We start from the raw sequence: 20,119 nt of genomic DNA on the forward strand, positions 1-20,119 counted from the left end.
CCGGCGCGGCGGGCCCGGTCCGCCACGGCCCGCCCCCGGCGCGCGGTCAGCCGGCGTCCGCGGCGATCCGCACGCGGTCCGAGGCGCCCGCGCTGAGGAATGCCGCCAGCGCGGCGCCCTCCTCGGCCACGGCCGCGCCCTCGGCGCGGGAGAGCCGGCGCAGCGGGGCCACCTCCACCGTGTCCTGCGCGGCGGTCCAGGTCGCGGCGACCCGGCCGTCGACCAGGACGACACGGGCGCCCTCGACCGACAGCCCCCGGTGGGCGTCGTCCACGATCCGGCCGCGGTCGTGGTAGCCCAGCAGCGCGTTGTCGAACGCCGGCAGGAACCGCACCGGCGCGGGGACGGCGGGGTCGGGGCGCGGAGCGCCGGGCAGGTCCAGCAGCTCCCGGCCCCGCTCGTCGCGGAAGGAGACCAGCTCCCCGCGGACCGCCGCGACCGCGGCCGGCAGCCCGGCCAGCCCGCACCAGGCGCGCAGGTCGGCGCTTGCCGCCGGACCGAACGCCGCGAGGTAGCGCCGGACCAGGTCCGCGCCGACCGGGTCGGTGCCCTCGGGGGCGGGCGGGTCGGGCTCGCGGCCCAGCCAGGAGGCCAGCAGGACGTTGCGCACGCCCGCCTTCGTGCGCCACAGTCCGCGCGGCGGGATCTGCGCCACCGGGACCAGGGCCGCGACCACCATCTCGCCCAGGGCGCGGCGCGTGGGTTCGGGCCAGCGCTCGGCGAGGGCGGCGGCGGTCTCGGCCATGGTGCGCGGCTCGCCGTCGGCCAGCAGCTCCCGGCCCGCCTTGGCGAGCGCGTCGAGGTCCACACCGTCGAACTCGCGGCGGTAGACCCCGAGCACCCGCTGGCGCAGCATGGCGCCGTGCCGGGTGCGCCAGGCCAGGGCGTCGGCGGCGGTGACCAGGTGGACGGTGCGGCGCATCAGGTGCATCCGCACCACGTCGCGCTCCAGGAGCGCCTCGGACAGGGCCGCGGGGTCGAAGGCGCGCAGCCGCGACCACAGGCCGGTGAACGGCTCCTGCGGTTCCTGGGCCTGCAGGCCGCACAGGTGGGCGACCGCGTCGGCCACCGGCATGTCGGCGCGGTCGAGCAGGAGCTGGCGGGCGAGGGTGGCGCGGTTGAGCGCCCGGGCGTCCAGGACGGTCACCGGGCACCGGCCCGTCGCCGGTCGGGGGTCTTCACGGTGCTGCTGCTTCCCTTCGGTCGTGGCCGCGGGCGGCGCGGGCGGGCCCCGCGCCCTCCGGCGCGGTGCTCAGGTGGCGGTCCGGCCGTCCAGCGCCTCGCGCAGGATGTCGGCGTGTCCGGCGTGCTGGGCGGTCTCGGCGATGACGTGCAGCACCACCCCGCGGACGCTGATCTCTGCGGCGGGCTCGCCCCAGGGGGTCGCCGCCCGCGGGTGGGTCCGCGACAGGTCGGGGACGGTGGCGATGACCTCGGCGCTGCGGGCGGCGACCCGCTCGTAGCGCGCCAGGAGCCCGGCCAGCGTGTCGCCGGGCAGCATCCGCAGGCCGTTGCGGTGGTCCACCACCCACTGCGGGACCTCGCGGGCGGTGCCGGAGGTCACGTCCTCCCAGGTGACGCCCTCGGGCAGGTCGAAGCCGAGCGCCGAGGGTCCCTCGACCGCGAAGCGCATCCAGCCCTCCTCGATGCCGGCGACGTGCTTGACCAGCGCGCCCAGGCTCAGCGCGCTGACGGTCGGGCGCGCCGCGGCCTGCGCGTCGTCGAGTCCGGCCACGGTGGCGGTCAGGGCGGCGCGGGCCGTGGCCAGGGCGGCGATCAGGTCGGCCCGCTCGCCCCGGGGCGCGGTGGACGGCGCGGCCGCGGGGCCCTCGGGCCCGGCACCGCTCGGAACGTCGTCGCTGGTGGTCATGGCAGCCACAATCGCAGATGTGGAGGTCAGGTTGTGTCCTCTTCCGCGGGCATGATGGAGCCATGCCGAAGACCTCCGCGCGACTGCTGGCCCTGCTCTCCCTGCTCCAGGCCCGCCGGGACTGGCCGGGGGCGCTGCTGGCCGAGCGGCTGTCGGTGAGCCCGCGCACGGTGCGCCGCGACGTGGACCGCCTGCGCGAGCTGGGCTACCCGATCACGGCCGTCAAGGGGCCCGACGGCGGCTACCGGCTGGACGCCGGAACGCACCTGCCGCCGCTGCTGTTCGACGACGAGCAGGCCGTGGCCCTGGCCGTCGCGCTGCGGACGGCCGCCACCACGGGGGCCGGGATCGAGGAGGCGGCGGCGCGCGCCCTGACCACCGTCCGGCAGGTCATGCCCGCCCGGCTGCGCCGCCGTGTGGACACCCTCCGGGTCACCGCCGTGGGGCGCCCCGACGACGCGCCGGGCCCGGGGGTGCCCGGCGGGGTGCTCACGGCGGTGGGTTCGGCCGTGCACGCCCGCGAGGTGCTGCGGTTCGACTACACCGGCGCCGCGCCCGAGCCGGCCGGGGACCCCGGCTCCGCGCCGCCGCGCCGGGTGGAGCCCCACCACCTCGTCACCTGGGGCGGGCGCTGGTACCTGGTGGCCTGGGACCTGGACCGGGCGGACTGGCGGACCTTCCGCGCCGACCGGATCGTCCCGCGCACCCCCACCGGGCCCCGCTTCGCCCCGCGCGAGGTGCCCGGCGGTGACGTGGCCGCGTTCGTCGCCGCCCGGTTCCGCGGCGGGTCGCGGGACTGGCCCTGCCGCGGCGAGGTGGTGGTGGACCTGCCCGCCGCGGCGGTGGCCCGCCACGCCCGCGACGGCGTCGTGGAGGCGGTCGGCCCCGACCGGTGCCGGCTCGTCATGGGCTCGTGGTCGTGGGCGGGGCTGGCCGCCGCGATCGGCGCCTTCGACGCCGACATCGAGGTGGTGGGCCCCGACGAGCTCAGGGACGCCTTCGCGCGTCTGGGCCGCCGCTACGCCCGCGCGGCCGGCGGCGCGGGGTCTTGAACCCGGGGCGGGGCGGCGGCGTTCAGGGTGCCTCGGGAGCGGTGTCCAGCGCGCGGGCCAGGGCGCGCAGCGCCTGGTCCAGCACGTCGCGCTCGGCCGGGGCCAGACCGGCGACCAGGCGGGCGAGGTTGGCGGCGTGGTCGGTGAGGGCGGCGTCGACCACGGCGCGGCCCTCGGCCGTGAGGCGGACGCGGAAGCTGCGGCGGTCGGTGGGGGAGAGGCGGCGCTCCACCAGCCCGGCCTCCTCCAGGCGGTCCAGCCGGTTGGTCATGCCAGCGCGCGACATCATCAGCGCCGCCGACAGCTCCGAGGGCATGAGGGCGTAGGGCTCGCCGGAGCGGCGCAGGGCCGCCAGGACGTCGAACTCGCCCTGGCGCAGCCCGTGGCGGGCGAAGACCTCCTCCAGCCGGGGCCCGGCCAACTGGGCGATGCGGGTCATGCGGGCGAACAGGCCCATGGCGGACAGGTCCAGATCGGGCCGTTCGCGCCGCCACTGGGCGATGACAGTGTCCACGGCGTCGCTCGGGTCGTCCTCTCTCATGCGGGCGATAATATTCGCCGCACGATAATTCTCCTCCGTACTATTCGACGGAAAAGGTACGGTCTGCCCGGCCGCGCTCCGCGCCGAGGGCAGCGACTACATCACGATCGTCCTGGACACCGGCTCGGTCACCCCCACCCCATCCCCACGCTGTCCCCCGAGGTCACCGCGGCCCTGGTGCGCGCGGCCCACATCGCCGACGCCGCCCTGGCGGCCGGCGGACTCAGGCCGTGGGCGGCGCACCCGCCCGGGGGTGGGCGGCGTGCGGGTGGCGCCCGGCCACGCGCACCGCGCAGCCGACGAGCGCGGCCACCGCCCGCGAACGGCTCCCGGCCGGCCACACCAGCCCCAGCGTGGTCGGCGCGGCGTCGGCCACCGGCACGCACACCACCCCGCCCCAGGCGTGGGCGCGCACCGACTCCGGCGCCACCGCCACCATCCGGCCCACCGAGACCAGGTGCATGAGGTGGCCGATGTCGGTGACCGGGGCGCCGCCCGGTGCCCCGCCGGGCTCCGGTGTCCAGCGCGGCAGCGGGTCCCCGGCCAGGTCGGCCAGGCGCAGCCGCGCGCGCCCGGCCAGCCGGTGGCCGCGCGGCAGCATCGCCACCTGCGGCTCCACCAGCAGTTCCTCGCTCTCCAGGTCGCCCGGATCGCCCGTGGTCAGGTGGACCAGTGCCAGGTCGGCGCGGCCGTCGCGCACCCGCGCCGGCAGTTCGCCGGGCAGCGCTGCGGAGATCTCCACGGGCAGGGCGTGCGGCTCGGCCTCGTAGGCGGCCAGGACCGCGCCGAGCAGGCCGCCGTCGCCGCCCGGCTTCACGGCCAGGACCAGGCGGGCGCCGGGCCGGGCGGCGCGGCGGGTGCGCCGCGTGGCCGCCGCCACCGCCTCCAGGGCGGCGCGGGCCTCGTACAGCAGCACGCGGCCCGCCTCGGTCAGCTCCACCCGGCGGTTGCCGCCGCGCTCCAGCAGCGGGCCGCCCATGCGCCGCTCCAGGCGCTGGATGGCGCGCGAGAGCGGCGGCTGGGCGATCCCCAGGCGCTCGGCGGCCCGGCCGAAGTGCAGCTCCTCGGCCACCGCCACGAAGTAGCGCAGCTCCCGCGTGTCCGCAGCGTCCATACCCGCACGGTATCAACGGCCACCCAGGCGGTGTTGGCCCCGCGGAGCCTCCGCCTGGTGGAGTCGCGGCATGAGCCAGACACCCCAAGAACACACACCCGACCCTGCCGCGTCCGCCCCCGGCGCCGCACCCGTGGCCCTTGTCAGCGGCGCCACCCGGGGGATCGGCCGCCAGATCGCCGCGCAGCTGGCGCGGCGCGGCATGACGGCGCTGGTGGGCGCCCGCGACGCCGCGGCGGGCGAGCGGGCCGCCACCGAGATCCGCGACGCGGGCGGCCGCGCCCACGCCGTGGTCCTGGACGTCACCGACGCCGCCTCCGTCGCCGCCGCCCGCGCCTGGATCGCCGACCGCTTCGACCGCCTCGACGTGCTCGTCAACAACGCCGGGATCGCCGGGGACATGGCCGGCCAGGCGCCCGGCTCGGCCGACCCCGACGTGGTGCGCGCCGTCTTCGACACCAACGTCTTCGGCGCCGTCGCCCTCACCGAGGCCGTCTGGGACCTGCTCCTGCGCGCCCCGGCCGCGCGGATCGTCAACGTGTCCAGCGACGTGGGCTCCCTGACCCAAGCCCTGGACCCCGGCCACTACCTCTCCCGGCTCCCGGGCTTCCTGGCCTACGGCCCGTCCAAAACCGCGCTCAACGCCATCACCGTGCAATACGCCAAGGCGCTGGCCGGGCACGGCGTCCTGGTCAACGCCGCCGTGCCCGGCGCCTGCGACACCGACCTCACACGCGGCACCGGGATGCCCGCGCCGCGCACCGCCGCCCAGGGCGCCGAGGTGGCGGTGCGGCTGGCCACGCTGCCGGAGGGCGGGCCCACCGGCGGCTGCTTCGGTGAGGACCGCGAGGTCCCCTGGTAGGACCGCGGCCGCGCACCGGTCCGCCGCGCGGCGCGGGCCGGGCTCAGGCCGGGACCGAGGCGACCTCGCGGTCCCACACGCGGTGCCCGGCCAGGATCCGGCGGAACTCCGCGTACAGCTCGGCCGCCCCGGCGCCCCGGCAGGTGACCACGCCCTGGTCCACCACCGCCCCGGTGTCGCCGGGGCGGGCGGTGCGCAGCGGCGGCAGCGGGGCGCGCGTGAGCACGTCCACCCCCTCGTCGATGGCGGCCACCGGCTTGGCGTGCTTGAACGCCTCGGCCACGAAGTGCAGCGCCAGGCCGTCGGCGGCCAGGGTGGCGGCGCTGCCGCCGCCCCCGGCCACCACCACCGCGTCGTAGAGCACCGAGGCCATGGTGTTCATGGCGCGGTCGGCGGCCAGCGCGCCGCCGTCCTCGGTGGTCAGCGCGCCGTCGTGGGGCGCCAGCACCTCCACCAGCGCGCCGTGCTCGGCCATGGCCGCGCGGAAGCGGTCGACGCCCCCGGCGTCGGCCCCGTCGGCCGCCAGCAGGGCGATCTGGCGCGAGTGGACGGAGTCCAGGACGGTGTTGGCCTGGCTGAGCGCGGGGGAGGACCGGCCGTGGTTGGGCACGGCCTCCTGGGCCGGCGGGGTGACGCCGATGCCCTGGGCGACCTCGACCGCCAGCGCGTGGTCGACGTGGTTGAGCCGCTCCACCACCCGCTCGCGCACCGTCAGCTCCTCGCACTTGCCCAGCTCGAACCGGAACGCGGCCACCAGGTGCTCGCGCTCCCAGCCGGCCAGGCTGTTGAGGAACAGGGTGGCCTGGCTGTAGTGCTCCTTGAAGCTCTCGCTGCGCCTGCGGATCGTGGCGCCCTCCACCTTCTCCTGGTAGTGGGTGTAGGGCCCCTCACCCAGGAACGGGCAGCCCGCGCCCAGCGAGTTGGGGAAGTAGCTGGTGCGGCCCCGGTGCACCTTCTGCTGGCCGTAGCCGTCGCGCTGGTTGTTGCTGACCTCGGCCACGGGCCGGTTCACCGGGATCTGCTGGAAGTTGGGACCGCCCAGCCGGATGAGCTGGGTGTCCAGGTAGGAGAAGTTGCGGGCCTGCAGCAGCGGATCGTTGGTGAAGTCGATGCCCGGCACCACGTGGGCGGTGTGGAAGGCCACCTGCTCGGTCTCGGCGAAGAAGTTGTCGGGGTTGCGGTCCAGCACCATCCTCCCGACCGGGGTGACCGGCACGACCTCCTCGGGGATGATCTTGGTGGCGTCGAGCAGGTCGAAGTCGAACGCGAACTCGTCGGACTCCGGCACCAGCTGCATCCCCAGCTCGTATTCGGGGTACTGGCCGCGCTCGATGGCGTCCCACAGGTCGCGCCGGTTGTAGTCGGGGTCCTTGCCGGCGATCTTCTGGGTCTCGTCCCACACCAGCGAGTGGGTGCCCAGCAGCGGCTTCCAGTGGAACTTGACGAAGGTGCCCTCGCCGCGCGCGTTGACCAGCCGGAAGGTGTGCACACCGAAGCCCTGCATCATCCGGTAGCTGCGCGGGACGGCGCGGTCCGACATCAGCCACATCATCATGTGCAGGGTCTCGGGCTGCAGGCCCACGAAGTCCCACAGGGTGTCGTGGGCCGACTGCGCCTGGGGGATCTCGTTGTCGGGCTCGGGCTTGACCGCGTGCACGAAGTCGGGAAACTTGATGCCGTCCTGGATGAAGAAAACCGGCATGTTGTTGCCGACCAGGTCGTAGTTGCCCTCGCGGGTGTAGAACTTCGTGGCGAACCCGCGCACGTCGCGCACGGTGTCGGCCGAGCCGCGTGAGCCCGCCACCGTCGAGAACCGCACGAACACCGGCGTGCGCAGCCCGGGGTCGCACAGGAAGTCGGCGCGGGTGTAGCGGCTCAGCGACTCATAGACCTGGAAGTGGCCGTAGGCGCCGGCGCCGCGGGCGTGCACCACCCGCTCGGGGATGCGCTCGTGGTCGAAGTGGGTGATCTTCTCGCGGAAGTGGAAGTCCTCCAGCAGCGTCGGTCCGCGCTCGCCCACCGTCAGCGAGTTGTCGGTGTCGTCGACGCGGACCCCGGTGTTGGTGGTGAGCGCGCCGGCGGAGTCGTCGCGGCGCTCCTGGAGCTGGCGGTCCTTGGCGTCGCCGGCGTCGGCGCGGTCGCGGGAGATGTCGGACATGGCGGTGGCCCTTCTGCGGTGTCGCGCTCGGCGTGCGTGCCGCGGCCCGCGCGGCGCCGCACACCCGTCCCGGGCGACCGCTGACCGCGCCGGCGCGAACCCAAACCCCTCCCGGCGCCAAGTCCGGGCCGGGTCTGCGGCCGCCGCCGCGCCGGGTCAGCCGCCGCGCGCCTCGGCGGGCGGGACGGCCGACAGGTCGGGTTCGACCGCCAGTCCCAGCCCGGCCATGCCCAGCCACTCCAGCCGCACCCCGGCGCTGCGCGCCCGCTCCTGCAGGCCCAGCCGCAGGCGGTAGACCGCCAGCAGCAGCGCCTGCAGGGAGTCGACGCCGTAGGAGCGCTGCACCTCGGTGTTGCCCAGCCCCTCCACCTGCCAGGGGCAGCACCAGTCGGTGCCGGTGCCCTCGGGGTGGGTGTCGGGCCGCGGCCGGCCGATCCGCAGGCGCACCGGGGTGCGGGCGCCGCCGGGGGCCACGGCCTCCACGACGCGTTCGGCCACCACCTCGCCGAGGTCGGCGGCGATGCCGGCGGAGGCGGGGGGCGTGGGGGGTGCTGCCATGGGCGCGGGCTCCTTGTCTCGGGTGGGAGCGGCCCACCCTACCCGGCGGCGCCGGCCTCTCCGCGGGGCGCCGCGCCGCCGAGCAGCGTCTGGACGAACCCGGCGGCCACCTCGTGGACGGGCTCCTCGGCGCGCTCGCGCGGGCCGGGGAACTCGCCCAGGAACGCGTGGTTGAGGCAGGCGCCGATGAGCAGGTCGGCGGCGGACTGGGGGTCCAGGCCGGGGTCCAGCCGCCCGGCGTCGCGCTCGGCCGCCAGGTAGCGGGCCAGGGCGGTGGTGATGGCGGCGGGCCCCCTTTGGCGCTCGCGCAGCGCGGCGCGGTGCGCCTCCAGCAGCGCAGGCTCGGAGAACACCGAGGCGGCGATGGGGAAGGTGTCGGTGTAGAAGGCGATGGCGGCGCGCGCGACCTCCTCCAGGGTGGCGCGCACCGAGCCCTGCCCGACGCGCTCGGGCAGTCGCGCCAGCAGCGGCTGGAGGTTGCCGGGCAGGCCCTCGCGCAGCACCGCCACGAACAGGTCGGTCTTGTCGCGGAAGTGCTTGTAGAGGGTGGCCTCGGAGAACCCGGCGGCCTTGGCGATCTCCTTGGTGGTGGAGCGGGCCAGGCCCCGGGTGCGCATGACGTGTGCGGCGGCGCTGACGATCCGGTCGCGGGTCTCCACGGTGCCTCCCTGTGCGACCTGTCGGGGGCCGGGGGCCGCTTGACAGGTTAGTAAGTACTCACCCACATTGGTTAGTGGGCACTTACCAACCTAGCAGCCCGCCCAACGACCCCTGGGAGCGGAAATGAAGTTCACGCTGTTCGGCGCCACCGGAGGGGTCGGCGCCCAGTTCGCCCGCCAGGCCTGCGAGGCCGGCCACGGGGTCACCGCCGTGGTGCGCGACCCCGCGCGCATGGCCTACACCCACCCCGACCTCGCCGTCACCCGCGCCGACGTCATGGACCCCGAGGCCATCGGCCCGCTCATCGCCGGGCGCGACGCCGTGGTCTCGGCCCTGGGCCACCGCGGGCCCGGACCGGCCACCGTCTGTGCCCAGAGCGCCCGCAGCATCACCGCCGCCATGGCCGCCTACGACGTGCGCCGGCTCGTGGTGGTCAGCGCGGCGGGCATGTTCACCGACGGCGACGGCCCCTTCACCCGCTTCGTCGTCAAGCCGATCCTGCAGCGGGTGCTGCGCGAAAACTTCGCCGACATGAGCGCCATGGAGCAGATCGTCCAGGCCAGCAGCCTGGACTGGACGATCGTGCGCCCGCCGCAGCTGCTGGACCGGCCGCGCACCGGCACCTACCGCACGTCCCTGGACACGACGGTCCCGCGCGGCATGCGGGTGGCCCGCGCCGACGTCGCCGACCTCATGCTGCGCACCCTGGAGCGCGGGGAGCCGCTGCGCCGGGCCGTCTTCCTCGCCAACTGAGGGGCCCGGCCAAGACCGCCGCCGCCGCGCGGTGCGGTGCGCGCCGGAAAGGGGGCCACCTGCGGCGACGCCCGCTTACGCCGGGGGAGAACGCTATGCCCGCTTGGTCGGCGATGTGCCATGCTGAGCGGCGAGCGTCCCCCGTGGCGGCGGCGCGGGCAGTCGAGAAGCGGGGATTTCGGCCATGAGCAAGCCTGTCATCGTGACCGTCGACGACGACCCGGGGGTGTCCCGCGGTGTCGCGCGCGACCTGCGGCGCCGCTACGGCAGCGGCTACCGGATCGTGCGCGCGGAATCGGCCGGCCAGGGCATCGCGGCCGTCCGCGAGATGCGGCTGCGCGGCGACGACGTCGCGGCCATCCTCGCCGACTACCGCATGCCGCAGATGAACGGCGTGGAGTTCCTGGAGCAGGCCATGGACCTCTACCCCTACGCCCGGCGGGTGCTGCTCACCGCCTACGCCGACACCGACGCCGCCATCCAGGCCATCAACGTCGTCGACCTCGACCACTACCTGCTCAAGCCCTGGGACCCGCCCGAGGAGAAGTTCTACCCCGTCCTCGACGCCCAGCTCGACGCCTGGCAGCGCACCGAGCGCACCGAGCCCGGGCGGCTGCGCGTGGTGGGCGCCCGCTGGTCGGCGCCCTCCTACCGGGTGCGCGACTTCCTCGCCCGCAACCACGTGCCCTACGAGTGGCTGCTGGACGAGGACCCCGAGGGCGAGCAGCTCGTGGCCGCCGTGCGGGCCGGCGACCAGGACGCCGCCCCGCCCCGGCTGCCGCTGGTGGTCACCGCCGAGGGCACCGCGCTGAGCGCGCCCACCGAGACCGAGCTGGCCGCGGCGGTGGGGCTGTCCACCACACCCTCAACCGACTTCTACGACCTGGTCGTGGTCGGCGGCGGCCCCGGCGGGCTGGGCGCCGCGGTCTACGGCGCCTCCGAAGGGCTCAACACCGTGCTGGTGGAGCAGCACGCCTCGGGCGGCCAGGCCGGGCAGAGCTCGCGCATCGAGAACTACCTCGGCTTCCCCGACGGCGTGTCCGGCGCGCAGCTGGCCGACCGCGCCCGCCGCCAGGCGCTCAAGTTCAACGCCGAGCTGCTGACCGCGCGCACCGTCACCGGCCTGGAGGTCCACGGCAACACCAAGGTGGTGCGCTTCTCCGACGAGGAGAGCGTCGCGGCCCACACCGTCATCCTGGCCACCGGCGTGTCCTACCGGCGGCTGCCCGCCCCCGGCGTCGAGGAGTTCGTGGGACGCGGGGTGTTCTACGGCGCCGCCCTCACCGAGGCGCCCTCCTGCACCGGCTGCGACGTCTACATCGTGGGCGGCGCCAACTCCGCCGGGCAGGCCGCCGTATACCTGTCGGGCTACGCCCGAAGGGTCGTGCTGCTGGTGCGCGGCGCGAGCCTGGAGGCGTCCATGTCCCACTACCTCATCGAGCAGATCGCCGCCATCGGCAACATCGAGGTGCGCACCCGCACCGAGGTGGTCGGCGGCGCCGGCGAGGGCCACCTCCAGCGCCTCACCCTCAAGGGGCCCGAGGGCACCGCCGAGGTGGCCGCCGAGTGGCTGTTCGCCTTCATCGGCGCCGAGCCGTGCACCGACTGGCTGGGCGACGTGGTCGAGCGCGACGCCAAGGGGTTCGTCATCACCGGCCCCGACCTGCTGGCCTCCGGCGAGCGGCCGCGCAACTGGCCGCTGCGCCGCCAGCCCTACTTCCTGGAGACCAGCGTTCCGGGCGTGTTCGCGGCCGGCGACGTCCGCGCCGAATCCATCAAGAGGGTCGCCTCCGCCGTCGGCGAGGGCGCCATGGCCGTGTCCCTGGCCCACCGCTACCTGGAGAAGACGTGATCGACGACCTGCGGCGGCTGTTCCTGTTCGAACGCCTCGACGACGACCAGCTGCGGTGGCTCGCCGAGCACGGCGAGGTCCGCTCCTTCGCCGAGGGCGACCACATCGTGCGCCAGGGCGACCCGGCCGACACCTTCGCGGTGCTGATGGAGGGCGAGGTCGTCATGGTCACCGACACCCCCACCGGCGTGGTCGCGCGCCCGCCCACGTCCCAGCCCGGGGTCTACGCCGGGGCCACCGCCGCCTACCTGGGTGACCGCGCCCCCGACACCTACGCCCACTCCCTGCGCGCCACCCGGCCCACGCGGATGTTCCTGCTGCCCGCCGAGCGGTTCGCCCACATCGTCGCCGAGTGGTTCCCCATGGCCCTCCACCTGCTGGACGGCATGCGCATGGGCGGCCTGGCCCAGCGCGACCTGATCGACCGCCGCCAGCGCCTGGCGGCCCTGGGCACCATCACCGCCGGCCTCACCCACGAGCTGAACAACCCGGCCGCCGCCGCGGCGCGGGCGGTGGCCGAGCTGCGCGGCCGCGTCGACTCCACCGGGCGCCGCCTGGCCGAGCTGGCGGCGGCCGGGGTCGACCCCGCGGGCGTGCCGGCCCTGGTGGAGCTGCAGGCCCGCTACACCGCCGCCGCCGGCGCGGCGCCCGAACGCGGCCCCCTGGAGGTCGCCGACGCCGAGGACGCTCTGGCCGAGGCCCTGGAGAAGCACGGCGTCGAGGACGGCTGGGACATCGCGCCCGCGCTGGTGGGCGCCGGCCTGGACGCCGCGGCCGTCGAGGAGGTCCACGCGGCCGTGGGCGCCGACCACGTCGGCGCGGCGGTGCGCTGGCTGGCCGAGACCATGGAGATCGCCCAGCTGCTGGACGAGGTCGCCGACGCCACCGGGCGCATCACCTCGCTGCTGGCCTCGGCCAAGCAGTACTCCCAGATGGACCGCGCCCCCTACCAGACCGTGGACCTGCGCGACCTGCTCGACAGCACGCTGACGATGTTCCGCGGCAAGATCCCGCCCGGTATCAGCGTGGCCACCGACTACGACCCCGGCCTGGGCCCCGTGCCCGCCTACGCCGGGGAGCTGAACCAGGTCTGGACCAACCTGATCCACAACGCCCTGGACGCCATGGGCGACACCGGCACGCTGACCCTGCGCACCGCCCGCGAGCACGAGACCGCGCTGGTGGAGATCGCCGACACCGGGCCCGGCGTGCCCGAGGAGCTGCGCGAGCGCATCTTCGAGCCGTTCTTCACCACCAAGGGCGTGGGCCGGGGGACCGGGCTGGGCCTGGACATCAGCTACCGCATCGTCGCCGGGCGCCACGGCGGCGACCTGCGGGTGGAGTCGGTGCCCGGCGACACCCGGTTCCAAGTGCGGCTGCCGCTGACCGAGCGCACCGCCCGCTGAGGAGTGGCGGCGGCCGTCGGCGGCCGCCGCCCTGACGATGCGTGTGCGTCACGTCACCGCATGTCGCCGCCCGCCGCCCCCGGCGCGCCTGGTCTGATGGGTCCGGGAGAAGGGGTGAGCCGGTATGCGCCGCGAGTCCGCCGCAGGAGCCGACATCGCCGTCCGCGCCGTGGTGGCCGGCGCGGCGGCGTTCATGGTGGGGATCGGCTGCTGGGCCTGGTGGTCCCCGCAGGCGTTCGCCCGCTGGGCGCACTGGCCGGTCCACGTGCACTTCATCCGCGACGGCGCCGTCTTCCAGATCACCATCGGGCTGATGATGCTGTTCGCGCTGCGCTGGCGCGACGTGCTCGCCGTGGTGCTGGCCGGGTTCACCCTCGCCAACGGGCTGCACGCCCTCAACCACTTCCTCGACCTGCACGTCGGCGGCCGGGCCGCCGACCCCTGGATCCTGCTGGGCGTGGCCGCCCTGGGGCTGGCCGCGTGGGGCGCCCGCATGCGCCGCCTGCGTGTGCGGCGCCGCCACCGGCGCCCCTGACCGGCCCCTCACCCGGCCAGGCGCCGGCCCAGCTCGCGCACCCGCTCGGCCACCTCGGCCGAGGAGTCCTCGACGCGGAAGGGCGCGCCCAGGGCCCCGACGGCCGCCACGAAGCGCACCACCAGTTCGGGTTCCTCGGCGCTCAGGTGCACCGCGCACGCGCCGGGCCCGCGCTCCTCCACCCAGCCCGGCATGGAGGTGAACAGCCGCTCGGCCAGCTCCCGCGCCCCCATCTCCACCGCCACCACGGCGCGGTGCCGGTAGGAGGCCGCGGCCATGGAGGCGGTGAGGTAGGCGGCCGGGTCGCCGCCCGGCAGGTCGCGTGGCGCGAAGCGGTGGCGGGTGGGGGAGGTCCGCTCGATGCGGTCCACGCGGAAGGTGCGCCAGTCGGCGCGGTCGGTGTCGAAGGCGATGAGGTACCAGCGGCCGTGGACGGTGACCAGGCTGTGCGGCTCGACCCGGCGCTGCCCGCGCCGCCCCGAGCGGTCCCGGTAGTCGAAGGCCAGCACCTCGTGCTCGCGGCAGCAGGCGGCCAGCCGGGCCAGCGCGGCGGGGTCCACGGGCGGGGCGTCGGGCCGGGCCACGGCGGCGGTGGCCGTGCCCAGCGCGGCCAGCCGGGGGCGCAGCCGGGCGGGCAGGAGGCGCTCCAGCTTGGCCAGCGCCCGCAGGGCGCTGTCCGCCAGTCCGGCCGGGCCGGTGCCGCCGACGGTGGCCAGGCCCAGTGCGACGGCGGCGGCCTCCTCGTCCTCCAGCAGCAGCGGCGGCATGTCGCGGCCGGCGGCCATGCGGTAGCCCCCGGCGGTGCCGGGCACGCCCTCGACCAGGTAGCCCAGCGCGCGCAGCCGCTCGACGTCGCGGCGCACCGTGCGGTCGGTGACCTCCAGGCGCTCGGCCAGTTCGGCGCCCGACCACTCCCGGCGCGCCTGCAGCAGCGACAGCAGCCGCAGCAGCCGCCCCGGCGCGTCGCTCCCCGATCCCCCCGGCATGCCCCCACCCTGCCACACTCGCGGACAAGGAGTGTCCGCGAGGCTTTCTAGCCTGGCCGCATGAGTGAAACGATCATCGACTCCGCGGCCGTGGCGCGCGCCCTGAAGGGGCGCACCACCGGCCCCGTCCACCTGCCCGGCACCGACGCCTACACCGCCGCCTGCACCGGCTACCAGCTGCGCGCCCCGCACCGCCCGGCCGCCGTGGTGGCGGCCCAGAGCGCCGAGGACGTGCGCGCGGCCGTGGCCGCGGCCGCCGATCTGGGGGTGCCGGTGGCCGTGCAGGCCACCGGCCACGGCCGGGGCGCCCCCCTGGAGGGCGGTGTGCTGATCAGCACCGCCGCCATGGACGGGGTGCGGGTGGACCCGGCCGCGGGCACCGCCTGGGTCGAGGCGGGAGCGCCGTGGCGCCGCGTCATCGAGGCCGCCGCGCCGCACGGGCTGGCCCCGCTGTCGGGCAGCATGCCGGGGGTGGGCGCGGTGGCCTACACCCTGGGCGGCGGTGTCGGCCTGCTCTCCCGCCGCTACGGGTTCGCCGCCGACCACGTGCGGCGGCTGGAGGTGGTCACGCCCGACGGCCGCCCGCGCACGGCCTCGGCCCAGAGTGAGCCCGAGCTGTTCTGGGCGCTGCGCGGCGGCGGGGGCGGCTTCGGCGTGGTCACCGGCATGGAGATCGACCTGTTCCCCGTGGAGCGGATCTACGGCGGGGCGCTGTTCTTCGACACCGCGCGGGCGCCCGGCGTGGTGGACGCCTGGCGGCGCTGGACGCGGACCGTGCCCGAGGAGCTGACCTCGGCGGTGACGATGCTGCCCTACCCCGACATCCCCCAACTGCCCGAGCCGCTGCGCGGCCGGCACGTGGCCAAGGTGCAGATCGCCTACACCGGTCCGGCCCAGGAGGGGCGCCGCCTGGTGGAGCCGCTGCGGGCGGTCGGGGAGCCCCTGCTGGACACCCTGCGCGAACTGCCCTACGCGGAGTCGGGCGCGGTGTTCGACGAGCCCGACCGGCCGCACGGCTACCTCTCCCGCGCCCTGCTGCTGGAGGACGTCGACCCGGCGGCCGCGGCCGATCTGACGAAGCGGTCCGGTCCCGCCGCCCCGCTGATGTGCGTGGTGGGCCTGCGCCACCTGGGCGGGGCGCTGGACCGGCCGCCGCGGGTGCCCAACGCGGTGCGGCGCGGCGGGGCCGCCTACTGCGTCAGCGTGCTCTCGCCGGTGGAGCCGGGCCAGGAGGACACCGCCCGGAGCCTGCACGCCGACCTGCTCGCGCCGTTCGCGGCCCAGCGGGCGGGCACGCTGCTCAACTTCTCCTTCGGACCCTCCGACGCCGCGACCGTGCGCGCGGCGTTCGACCCGGCCGACCTCGCCCGGCTGGCCGCGCTGCGGGCGCGGCTGGACCCCGCCGGGCTGCTGCGCCCCAACCACCCCGTCGGGCCCGCGCACGCGGCGGGCTGAGGCGGCCGGGGCGCCGGCGCGGTGCCGCGCGCGGGCTCAGCGCGCGGCACCGCCGGGGACGGGCGCGGCGCGCCCACCTCTCCACCCGGCCCAGGCCAGCAGCAGGCCGACCACGGCCAGGCCGCCGAAGAGGAGGCGGGCGGTGGTGAGGGCGGCGGGGGAGTCCAGGGTGGCCTGGACTCCGGCGTCCATCGCGGCGGGCGCAACGATGAGCGCCAGGCCCCGCAGCGCCACGAACCAGCCGAACAGGGAGACGGCCACGGCCAGGGGGCCGCGCCAGTGGCGGTGGCCGCCGATGACGACCAGCCCTCCGGCCAGCATCATGGCGCCCAGCATCCAGACCATGAGGGGCTGGGCGAAGAGGTCGTCGACGACGGCCGTCATGTCGGGCAGCCGCAGGGCGATGACGGCGGTGAAGACCGCGACGTAGGGCCCGATGACGCGGGCGTAGGCGCGGGTGCGCTCGTGGGCGGCGGGGTCGGGGGTGGGCATGGCGGTCCCTCTCTGGTGGGGGGTGCCCCCGGCGGGGGCGGGTCAGGGGGCGCCGGGGCCGGCCGGTCCGGCCGCGTCCCCGGCGGCGGGCCGGTAGCCGGCCTGGCGCAGCACGGCGCGCAGGTACTCCTCGGCCTCGCCCGCCGCGGTGGTGTCGGGGCGGGTGGCCAGGTGCTGCCAGACGGCCCCGGTCAGCAGGTCCAGCACGAGGGCGGGGTCGGTGTCGGCGGGGAACTCGCCGCGCGCGCGGGCGCGCTCGATCACCCCCCGGCGCACGCGGTCGCGATCGGCGCCGAACCCCGCCCGGTAGGCCCCGGCGACCTCGGGGAAGTCGTCGGCGGCGCCGTAGAGGCGGCGCAGCAGCCGCCGCCAGCGGGGCTGGGCCAGCGCGTAGGCCGCGCCGGCCAGCAGGTGCTCGACGTCGCGGATCTCGGGCTCGGCCGGCGGATCGCCGAACGCGGACTCCACGGCGGCGAGCAGCAGCCGGGTCTTGTCGGGGAAGCGCCGGTAGACGGTGGCCCGGGTGACACCGGCGCGCCGGGCGACCTGCTCGACGCTGGCGGCCTCGGCGCCGCGTTCGATCAGCAGGTCCAGGGCGGCGGCCAGGATGGCGGCGTCGGCGTCGGGGCTGCGGGGCCGCCCGGGCGGGCGCGGGGAGGTGCTCACGCTGTCAACGATACAGAACAGATCTGTATTGTAAATACCGCCGGGGGAGGCGATCCGTCCACGGGCGCGCGGCAGGCGGTGCGCCGTTCCGTGTTCCGGCCCGACCGCTGCCTCGCCCCGCTCGGGCCCCTCACCGGCCCCGGACCCCGCCGCCTTCCCGGCGAAGGCCGCCGCACCCAGCCCTCCGCGCGCCCCTCAGCGCGAGGCGCCCGCCGGCACGGCGTCGGGGTCGGGCGCGGCCAGCCAGGCGTCGATGCGCCGGTACAGGTCGGCCTTGAGCGGTTCGGGGGCGAAGGACGCGGCCACGCTCGCGCGGGCCAGTTCGGCCAGGTCGGCGTCGCCCCAGCCGAACGCCGCCCGCACCCGCGCGTACTCACCGACCAGGGTGGTCCCGGCCACGTCGGGCACGTCGGTGTTGAGGGTCACGGCCAGCCCGGCCGCGCGCAGCCGGGGCAGAGGGTGCTCGGCCAGGGACGGGGCGAACCCCAGCGCCACATTGGAGGAGGGGCAGACCTCCAGGGCGATGCCGCGGTCGCGGACCTCGGCGGCCAGGCCGGGGTCGTCCAGGACGCGGATCCCGTGGCCCAGCCGCTCGGTGCGGCCCAGTTCGACGGCCTCGCGGACGCTGTCGGCCCCGGCCGCCTCCCCGGCGTGGTGCACCAGGTGGACGCCCGCGTCGGCGGCCTCGCGCAGCACGTCGGCGAAGGGCGCCAGCGGGTAGGCCTCCTCGCCGGCCATGCCCATCGCCACGACTCCCTCGTCGCGGTAGCGCAGGGCCAGGCCGAGCGTGCGGCGGGCGCGCTCCACCGACCGGCGGCGGGAGTGGTCGAGGACCACCCGGCACTCCACGCCGTAGGCCTCCCGTCCCTCGGCCAGCCCGCGCAGCACCGCCTCCAGCGGCATCTCGGGCCGGCCCAGCCGCTCGCCGTGGGAGGCGGCGGTGAAGGTGACCTCGGCGTAGGCGGTGCCGTTGGCCGCCTCGTCGGCGCAGAACTCGCGCGCGACGCGGGTGAAGTCCTCGGGCCGGCGCAGGCAGGCCCGCACCAGGGCGTTGTGGTCGGCGAAGGCGCGGAATCCGGCGAAGGCGCCGGCGCCCGCGGGCCGCTCGGGGGCCGCCAGCCCCGACGCCGCGCAGATCTCCGCGAGCGTCTCGGGGCGGACGGTGCTCTCCAGGTGGACGTGCAGGTGGGCCTTTGGCAGTTCGGCGGGGTCGCGCATGCCGGTCAGACTAGGGACGCCGCGGCCCGGTCCGCACCGGGTTCTCCCGCCGGCGGGCCGTGGCCGCTCAGGCGCCGTGGGAGGCGCCCGGCCGCACGATCATCAGCACCGTCACCACCGCCCACAGCAGGTTGAAGACCCCCGTCCACATCGCCAGGCGGGCGCGGGCCCGGCCGGGGTCGAAGCCCGCCGCCTCGGCTCCGCCGCCCGACAGCGCGGCCAGCGCGCGCCGCTGGCCCGGCAGGATCAGCCCCACCAGCACGGCGGCGGCGATGGCCGTCAGCCCGATGGAGACCATCAGCCACGCGTCGCCCATGACCCCCATGCCGATGGCCGTGGCGAACCCGAACATCGGCACCAGGGCCCCCAGCACGGCGTAGACGCGGCAGATGCGGGCCAGCAGCCGCATGGCGGTCAGGCGCGGCCCGCCGTCGCCGCCCCCCTGCGCGCCGGCCGGGCGCAGGTAGGGCGGGAACATGCTGGCGGCCACCGCCACCGGGCCGACGGCGAGGATGGCCGCCAGGACATGGGCGCTGAGCAGGAAGTCGTTCACGGCAGGGCTTTCCGTAGGCGTGGGGAGGGCGGACGCGGCCGCGGTCCCCGGCCTCCTCGCGGCGCGCGGCGAGGAGGCCGGAGACGGGCCACAACGAACCTAGGAACCCGCCGGATCCCCCGCCAGCGGCTGGAATGCCATACACCCGCGAATTCGCGCCATGGCCGCTCCCGGCCGGTGCCGCCGGCGGGGCGCGAGTGGCCGTTCCGCGCGCGGACAGGGCAGGATAGGGTCCGGCCCCGCCCGCGGGAGTCCGAGCGGAGTGGTGGACGGTCGTGTGACGCATGCCATGCTGGATGCGGACGCCTCCGTCGCGCTCCGGCGGAGGAACAGTTAACTCGCAGGCCACCGCCGGTTGAGCAAGACCCTGTACACCGGCAGTAGGCGCGGCCCCAGCCGGCACCGGCAGTCAGCAACCGTCCACCGCATCGACAACAACAATGAGGCAGTCCCGTGAGGATTTCGGTCATCGTCCCGGCCTACAACGAGGAAGCGGTCATCGGCCGCTGCCTGGAAGCCCTGGTGACCCAGACGGTTCCGGCTGACGAGATCATCGTGGTCGACAACAACTCCTCCGACCGCACGGTGGAGGTCGCCGAGCAGTTCAGCGAGCACGGGGTGCGGGTGGTCCGGGAGTCCAAGCAGGGCGCGGTGCACGCGCGCAACCGCGGGTTCGACGAGGCCGGCGGCGACATCCTGGGCCGCATCGACGCCGACACCATGGTCGGCCCCGAGTGGGTGGGCCGCCTGGCCGAGGCGTTCACCACCGACCCCAAGGGCACCCCCGCCGCCGTCACCGGGCCCTCGTGGTTCTACGACATCCCCATGCGCCGCTTCGGCCTGTTCGCCCACCGCCTGTTCTGCCACCAGATCAACCGGATGATCTCGGGCCACCCGATGCTGTGGGGCTCCAACATGGCCCTCAGCCGGGAGTGCTGGGCCAAGGTGCGCGACCACGCCTGCACCGAGCCCGGGCTGTGGGAGGACCTCGACCTCGCCGTGCACCTGAACCGGCTGGGCCTGCGGGTGCGCTACGTCGACACGCTGCGGGTGCCGGTCTCGGCCCGCCGCATCGGCGCCACCGCGCGCGACCTCTACTCCTACCTGAAGGCGTGGCCGCACACCTACCGCCGCCACGGCCAGCGGGGCGCCGCCGGCGGCGCCATGGTGTTCCTGCTGTTCGGCCTGGTGGCGCTGCGGCCGTTCTCGCTGCTGGTGCGCGCCCACACCCCCTACGACGGCACGCTCTCTTTGGGGCGGCTGTTCTCGCGCTCCTCCTCGGCCAGCCGCCCGCTGCCCTAAGCGGCCCCGGCCGGAGAAAACCCCGTGCCCGCGCGGCGCGGGGCGGGTAGAGTGCGCCCCACCCGAGGCCGCGGCCGCGCAGCGCG

Annotated in this window: 20 protein-coding genes; 8 read left to right on the top strand and 12 right to left on the bottom strand. The window is 76.2% G+C overall.

Translation table 11 applies throughout. The features are described 5' to 3' along the window. Positions 1-46: 46 nt before the first annotated feature. Both HNR12_RS02475 and HNR12_RS02480 read right to left on the bottom strand, forming a co-directional pair. On the bottom strand, positions 47-1,147 hold the full coding sequence (locus tag HNR12_RS02475) for a winged helix DNA-binding domain-containing protein (RefSeq protein WP_179765919.1): 1,101 nt from the start codon (positions 1,145-1,147) through the stop codon (positions 47-49). Between the two features lie 105 nt (positions 1,148-1,252). Next, positions 1,253-1,870 (bottom strand): DinB family protein, encoded by a 618-nt coding sequence (locus tag HNR12_RS02480; protein ID WP_179765920.1) that lies wholly within the window; start codon positions 1,868-1,870, stop codon positions 1,253-1,255. 62 nt (positions 1,871-1,932) lie between these two features. Here HNR12_RS02480 and HNR12_RS02485 point away from each other — a divergent pair, with 62 nt between their 5' ends. Further along, entirely contained in the window at positions 1,933-2,922 is a 990-nt protein-coding gene (locus tag HNR12_RS02485) for a helix-turn-helix transcriptional regulator (protein WP_179765921.1), read from the top strand. 22 nt (positions 2,923-2,944) lie between these two features. Here the strand turns inward: HNR12_RS02485 and HNR12_RS02490 are convergent, their stop codons facing one another. Beyond that, positions 2,945-3,463, bottom strand: a complete 519-nt coding sequence (locus tag HNR12_RS02490) for a MarR family winged helix-turn-helix transcriptional regulator (protein ID WP_179765922.1) — start codon at positions 3,461-3,463, stop codon at positions 2,945-2,947. Positions 3,464-3,686: 223 nt separating this feature from the next. After that, the gene (locus tag HNR12_RS02495; protein WP_179765923.1) at positions 3,687-4,577 is read right to left on the bottom strand and encodes a LysR family transcriptional regulator; all 891 of its coding nucleotides are present in this window, start codon (positions 4,575-4,577) and stop codon (positions 3,687-3,689) included. A gap of 70 nt (positions 4,578-4,647) precedes the next feature. Between HNR12_RS02495 and HNR12_RS02500 the strand changes: the two genes are divergently transcribed. Further along, positions 4,648-5,439, top strand: coding sequence for an SDR family NAD(P)-dependent oxidoreductase (locus tag HNR12_RS02500; RefSeq protein ID WP_179765924.1), 792 nt, complete (start codon positions 4,648-4,650; stop codon positions 5,437-5,439). 43 nt (positions 5,440-5,482) lie between these two features. On the opposite strand, the gene HNR12_RS02505 is transcribed toward HNR12_RS02500, so the two are convergent. From HNR12_RS02505 to HNR12_RS02515, 3 genes are all read right to left on the bottom strand, one after another. Then, the gene (locus tag HNR12_RS02505) at positions 5,483-7,597 is read right to left on the bottom strand and encodes a catalase (RefSeq protein ID WP_179765925.1); all 2,115 of its coding nucleotides are present in this window, start codon (positions 7,595-7,597) and stop codon (positions 5,483-5,485) included. Between the two features lie 156 nt (positions 7,598-7,753). Continuing rightward, entirely contained in the window at positions 7,754-8,155 is a 402-nt protein-coding gene (locus HNR12_RS02510; protein WP_179765926.1) for a DUF6968 family protein, read from the bottom strand. A 38-nt stretch (positions 8,156-8,193) separates the two neighbouring features. Continuing rightward, positions 8,194-8,814: a TetR/AcrR family transcriptional regulator gene (locus HNR12_RS02515; protein WP_308118642.1), complete on the bottom strand. Its 621-nt coding sequence runs from the start codon at positions 8,812-8,814 to the stop codon at positions 8,194-8,196. 124 nt (positions 8,815-8,938) lie between these two features. Between HNR12_RS02515 and HNR12_RS02520 the strand changes: the two genes are divergently transcribed. The 4 genes from HNR12_RS02520 (at position 8,939) to HNR12_RS02535 (ending at position 13,361) form a co-directional block, all read left to right on the top strand. Then, entirely contained in the window at positions 8,939-9,568 is a 630-nt protein-coding gene (locus tag HNR12_RS02520; RefSeq protein ID WP_179765927.1) for an NAD(P)-dependent oxidoreductase, read from the top strand. A 184-nt stretch (positions 9,569-9,752) separates the two neighbouring features. After that, complete coding sequence (locus HNR12_RS02525) at positions 9,753-11,420, top strand: FAD-dependent oxidoreductase (RefSeq protein ID WP_179765928.1); 1,668 nt, start codon at positions 9,753-9,755, stop codon at positions 11,418-11,420. After that, positions 11,417-12,826 (top strand): ATP-binding protein, encoded by a 1,410-nt coding sequence (locus tag HNR12_RS02530; protein WP_338119708.1) that lies wholly within the window; start codon positions 11,417-11,419, stop codon positions 12,824-12,826. The genes HNR12_RS02525 and HNR12_RS02530 overlap by 4 nt, the downstream gene beginning before the upstream one ends. Positions 12,827-12,950: 124 nt before the next feature. Then, on the top strand, positions 12,951-13,361 hold the full coding sequence (locus HNR12_RS02535) for a hypothetical protein (protein ID WP_179765929.1): 411 nt from the start codon (positions 12,951-12,953) through the stop codon (positions 13,359-13,361). Positions 13,362-13,369: 8 nt separating this feature from the next. On the opposite strand, the gene HNR12_RS02540 is transcribed toward HNR12_RS02535, so the two are convergent. Then, the gene (locus HNR12_RS02540) at positions 13,370-14,347 is read right to left on the bottom strand and encodes a helix-turn-helix transcriptional regulator (protein WP_179765930.1); all 978 of its coding nucleotides are present in this window, start codon (positions 14,345-14,347) and stop codon (positions 13,370-13,372) included. Positions 14,348-14,407: 60 nt separating this feature from the next. Here HNR12_RS02540 and HNR12_RS02545 point away from each other — a divergent pair, with 60 nt between their 5' ends. Next, on the top strand, positions 14,408-15,802 hold the full coding sequence (locus tag HNR12_RS02545; RefSeq protein WP_179765931.1) for an FAD-binding oxidoreductase: 1,395 nt from the start codon (positions 14,408-14,410) through the stop codon (positions 15,800-15,802). Positions 15,803-15,838: 36 nt separating this feature from the next. Here HNR12_RS02545 and HNR12_RS02550 read toward each other — a convergent pair whose 3' ends face one another. The 4 genes from HNR12_RS02550 to HNR12_RS02565 all read right to left on the bottom strand — a co-directional run bounded on the left by HNR12_RS02550 (position 15,839) and on the right by HNR12_RS02565 (position 18,731). After that, complete coding sequence (locus HNR12_RS02550; RefSeq protein WP_179765932.1) at positions 15,839-16,294, bottom strand: hypothetical protein; 456 nt, start codon at positions 16,292-16,294, stop codon at positions 15,839-15,841. Between the two features lie 42 nt (positions 16,295-16,336). Then, complete coding sequence (locus HNR12_RS29010; protein ID WP_179765933.1) at positions 16,337-16,960, bottom strand: TetR/AcrR family transcriptional regulator; 624 nt, start codon at positions 16,958-16,960, stop codon at positions 16,337-16,339. Between the two features lie 195 nt (positions 16,961-17,155). Further along, on the bottom strand, positions 17,156-18,178 hold the full coding sequence (gene add / locus HNR12_RS02560; protein WP_179765934.1) for an adenosine deaminase: 1,023 nt from the start codon (positions 18,176-18,178) through the stop codon (positions 17,156-17,158). A gap of 67 nt (positions 18,179-18,245) precedes the next feature. Next, on the bottom strand, positions 18,246-18,731 hold the full coding sequence (locus HNR12_RS02565) for a hypothetical protein (RefSeq protein ID WP_179765935.1): 486 nt from the start codon (positions 18,729-18,731) through the stop codon (positions 18,246-18,248). Positions 18,732-19,184: 453 nt separating this feature from the next. On the opposite strand from HNR12_RS02565, the gene HNR12_RS02570 reads away from it, so the two are divergent. Beyond that, entirely contained in the window at positions 19,185-20,033 is an 849-nt protein-coding gene (locus HNR12_RS02570; RefSeq protein WP_179765936.1) for a glycosyltransferase family 2 protein, read from the top strand. Positions 20,034-20,119: the final 86 nt, after the last annotated feature.

This window comes from Streptomonospora nanhaiensis, from assembly GCF_013410565.1.
In the GTDB taxonomy this organism is placed as follows: Bacteria; Actinomycetota; Actinomycetes; order Streptosporangiales; family Streptosporangiaceae; genus Streptomonospora; species Streptomonospora nanhaiensis.

Bases quoted from the DNA above. Each gene is read 5' to 3' on its own strand.
- HNR12_RS02525 (WP_179765928.1), top strand. From the start codon at position 9,753: ATGAGCAAGCCTGTCATCGTGACCGTCGACGACGACCCGGGGGTGTCC.
- HNR12_RS02510 (WP_179765926.1), bottom strand. From the start codon at position 8,155: ATGGCAGCACCCCCCACGCCCCCCGCCTCCGCCGGCATCGCCGCCGAC.
- HNR12_RS02485 (WP_179765921.1), top strand. From the start codon at position 1,933: ATGCCGAAGACCTCCGCGCGACTGCTGGCCCTGCTCTCCCTGCTCCAG.
- HNR12_RS02500 (WP_179765924.1), top strand. From the start codon at position 4,648: ATGAGCCAGACACCCCAAGAACACACACCCGACCCTGCCGCGTCCGCC.
- add (WP_179765934.1), bottom strand. From the start codon at position 18,178: ATGCGCGACCCCGCCGAACTGCCAAAGGCCCACCTGCACGTCCACCTG.
- HNR12_RS02520 (WP_179765927.1), top strand. From the start codon at position 8,939: ATGAAGTTCACGCTGTTCGGCGCCACCGGAGGGGTCGGCGCCCAGTTC.
- HNR12_RS02495 (WP_179765923.1), bottom strand. From the start codon at position 4,577: ATGGACGCTGCGGACACGCGGGAGCTGCGCTACTTCGTGGCGGTGGCC.
- HNR12_RS02550 (WP_179765932.1), bottom strand. From the start codon at position 16,294: ATGCCCACCCCCGACCCCGCCGCCCACGAGCGCACCCGCGCCTACGCC.
- HNR12_RS02480 (WP_179765920.1), bottom strand. From the start codon at position 1,870: ATGACCACCAGCGACGACGTTCCGAGCGGTGCCGGGCCCGAGGGCCCC.
- HNR12_RS02545 (WP_179765931.1), top strand. From the start codon at position 14,408: ATGAGTGAAACGATCATCGACTCCGCGGCCGTGGCGCGCGCCCTGAAG.
- HNR12_RS02540 (WP_179765930.1), bottom strand. From the start codon at position 14,347: ATGCCGGGGGGATCGGGGAGCGACGCGCCGGGGCGGCTGCTGCGGCTG.
- HNR12_RS02535 (WP_179765929.1), top strand. From the start codon at position 12,951: ATGCGCCGCGAGTCCGCCGCAGGAGCCGACATCGCCGTCCGCGCCGTG.
- HNR12_RS02490 (WP_179765922.1), bottom strand. From the start codon at position 3,463: ATGAGAGAGGACGACCCGAGCGACGCCGTGGACACTGTCATCGCCCAG.
- HNR12_RS02505 (WP_179765925.1), bottom strand. From the start codon at position 7,597: ATGTCCGACATCTCCCGCGACCGCGCCGACGCCGGCGACGCCAAGGAC.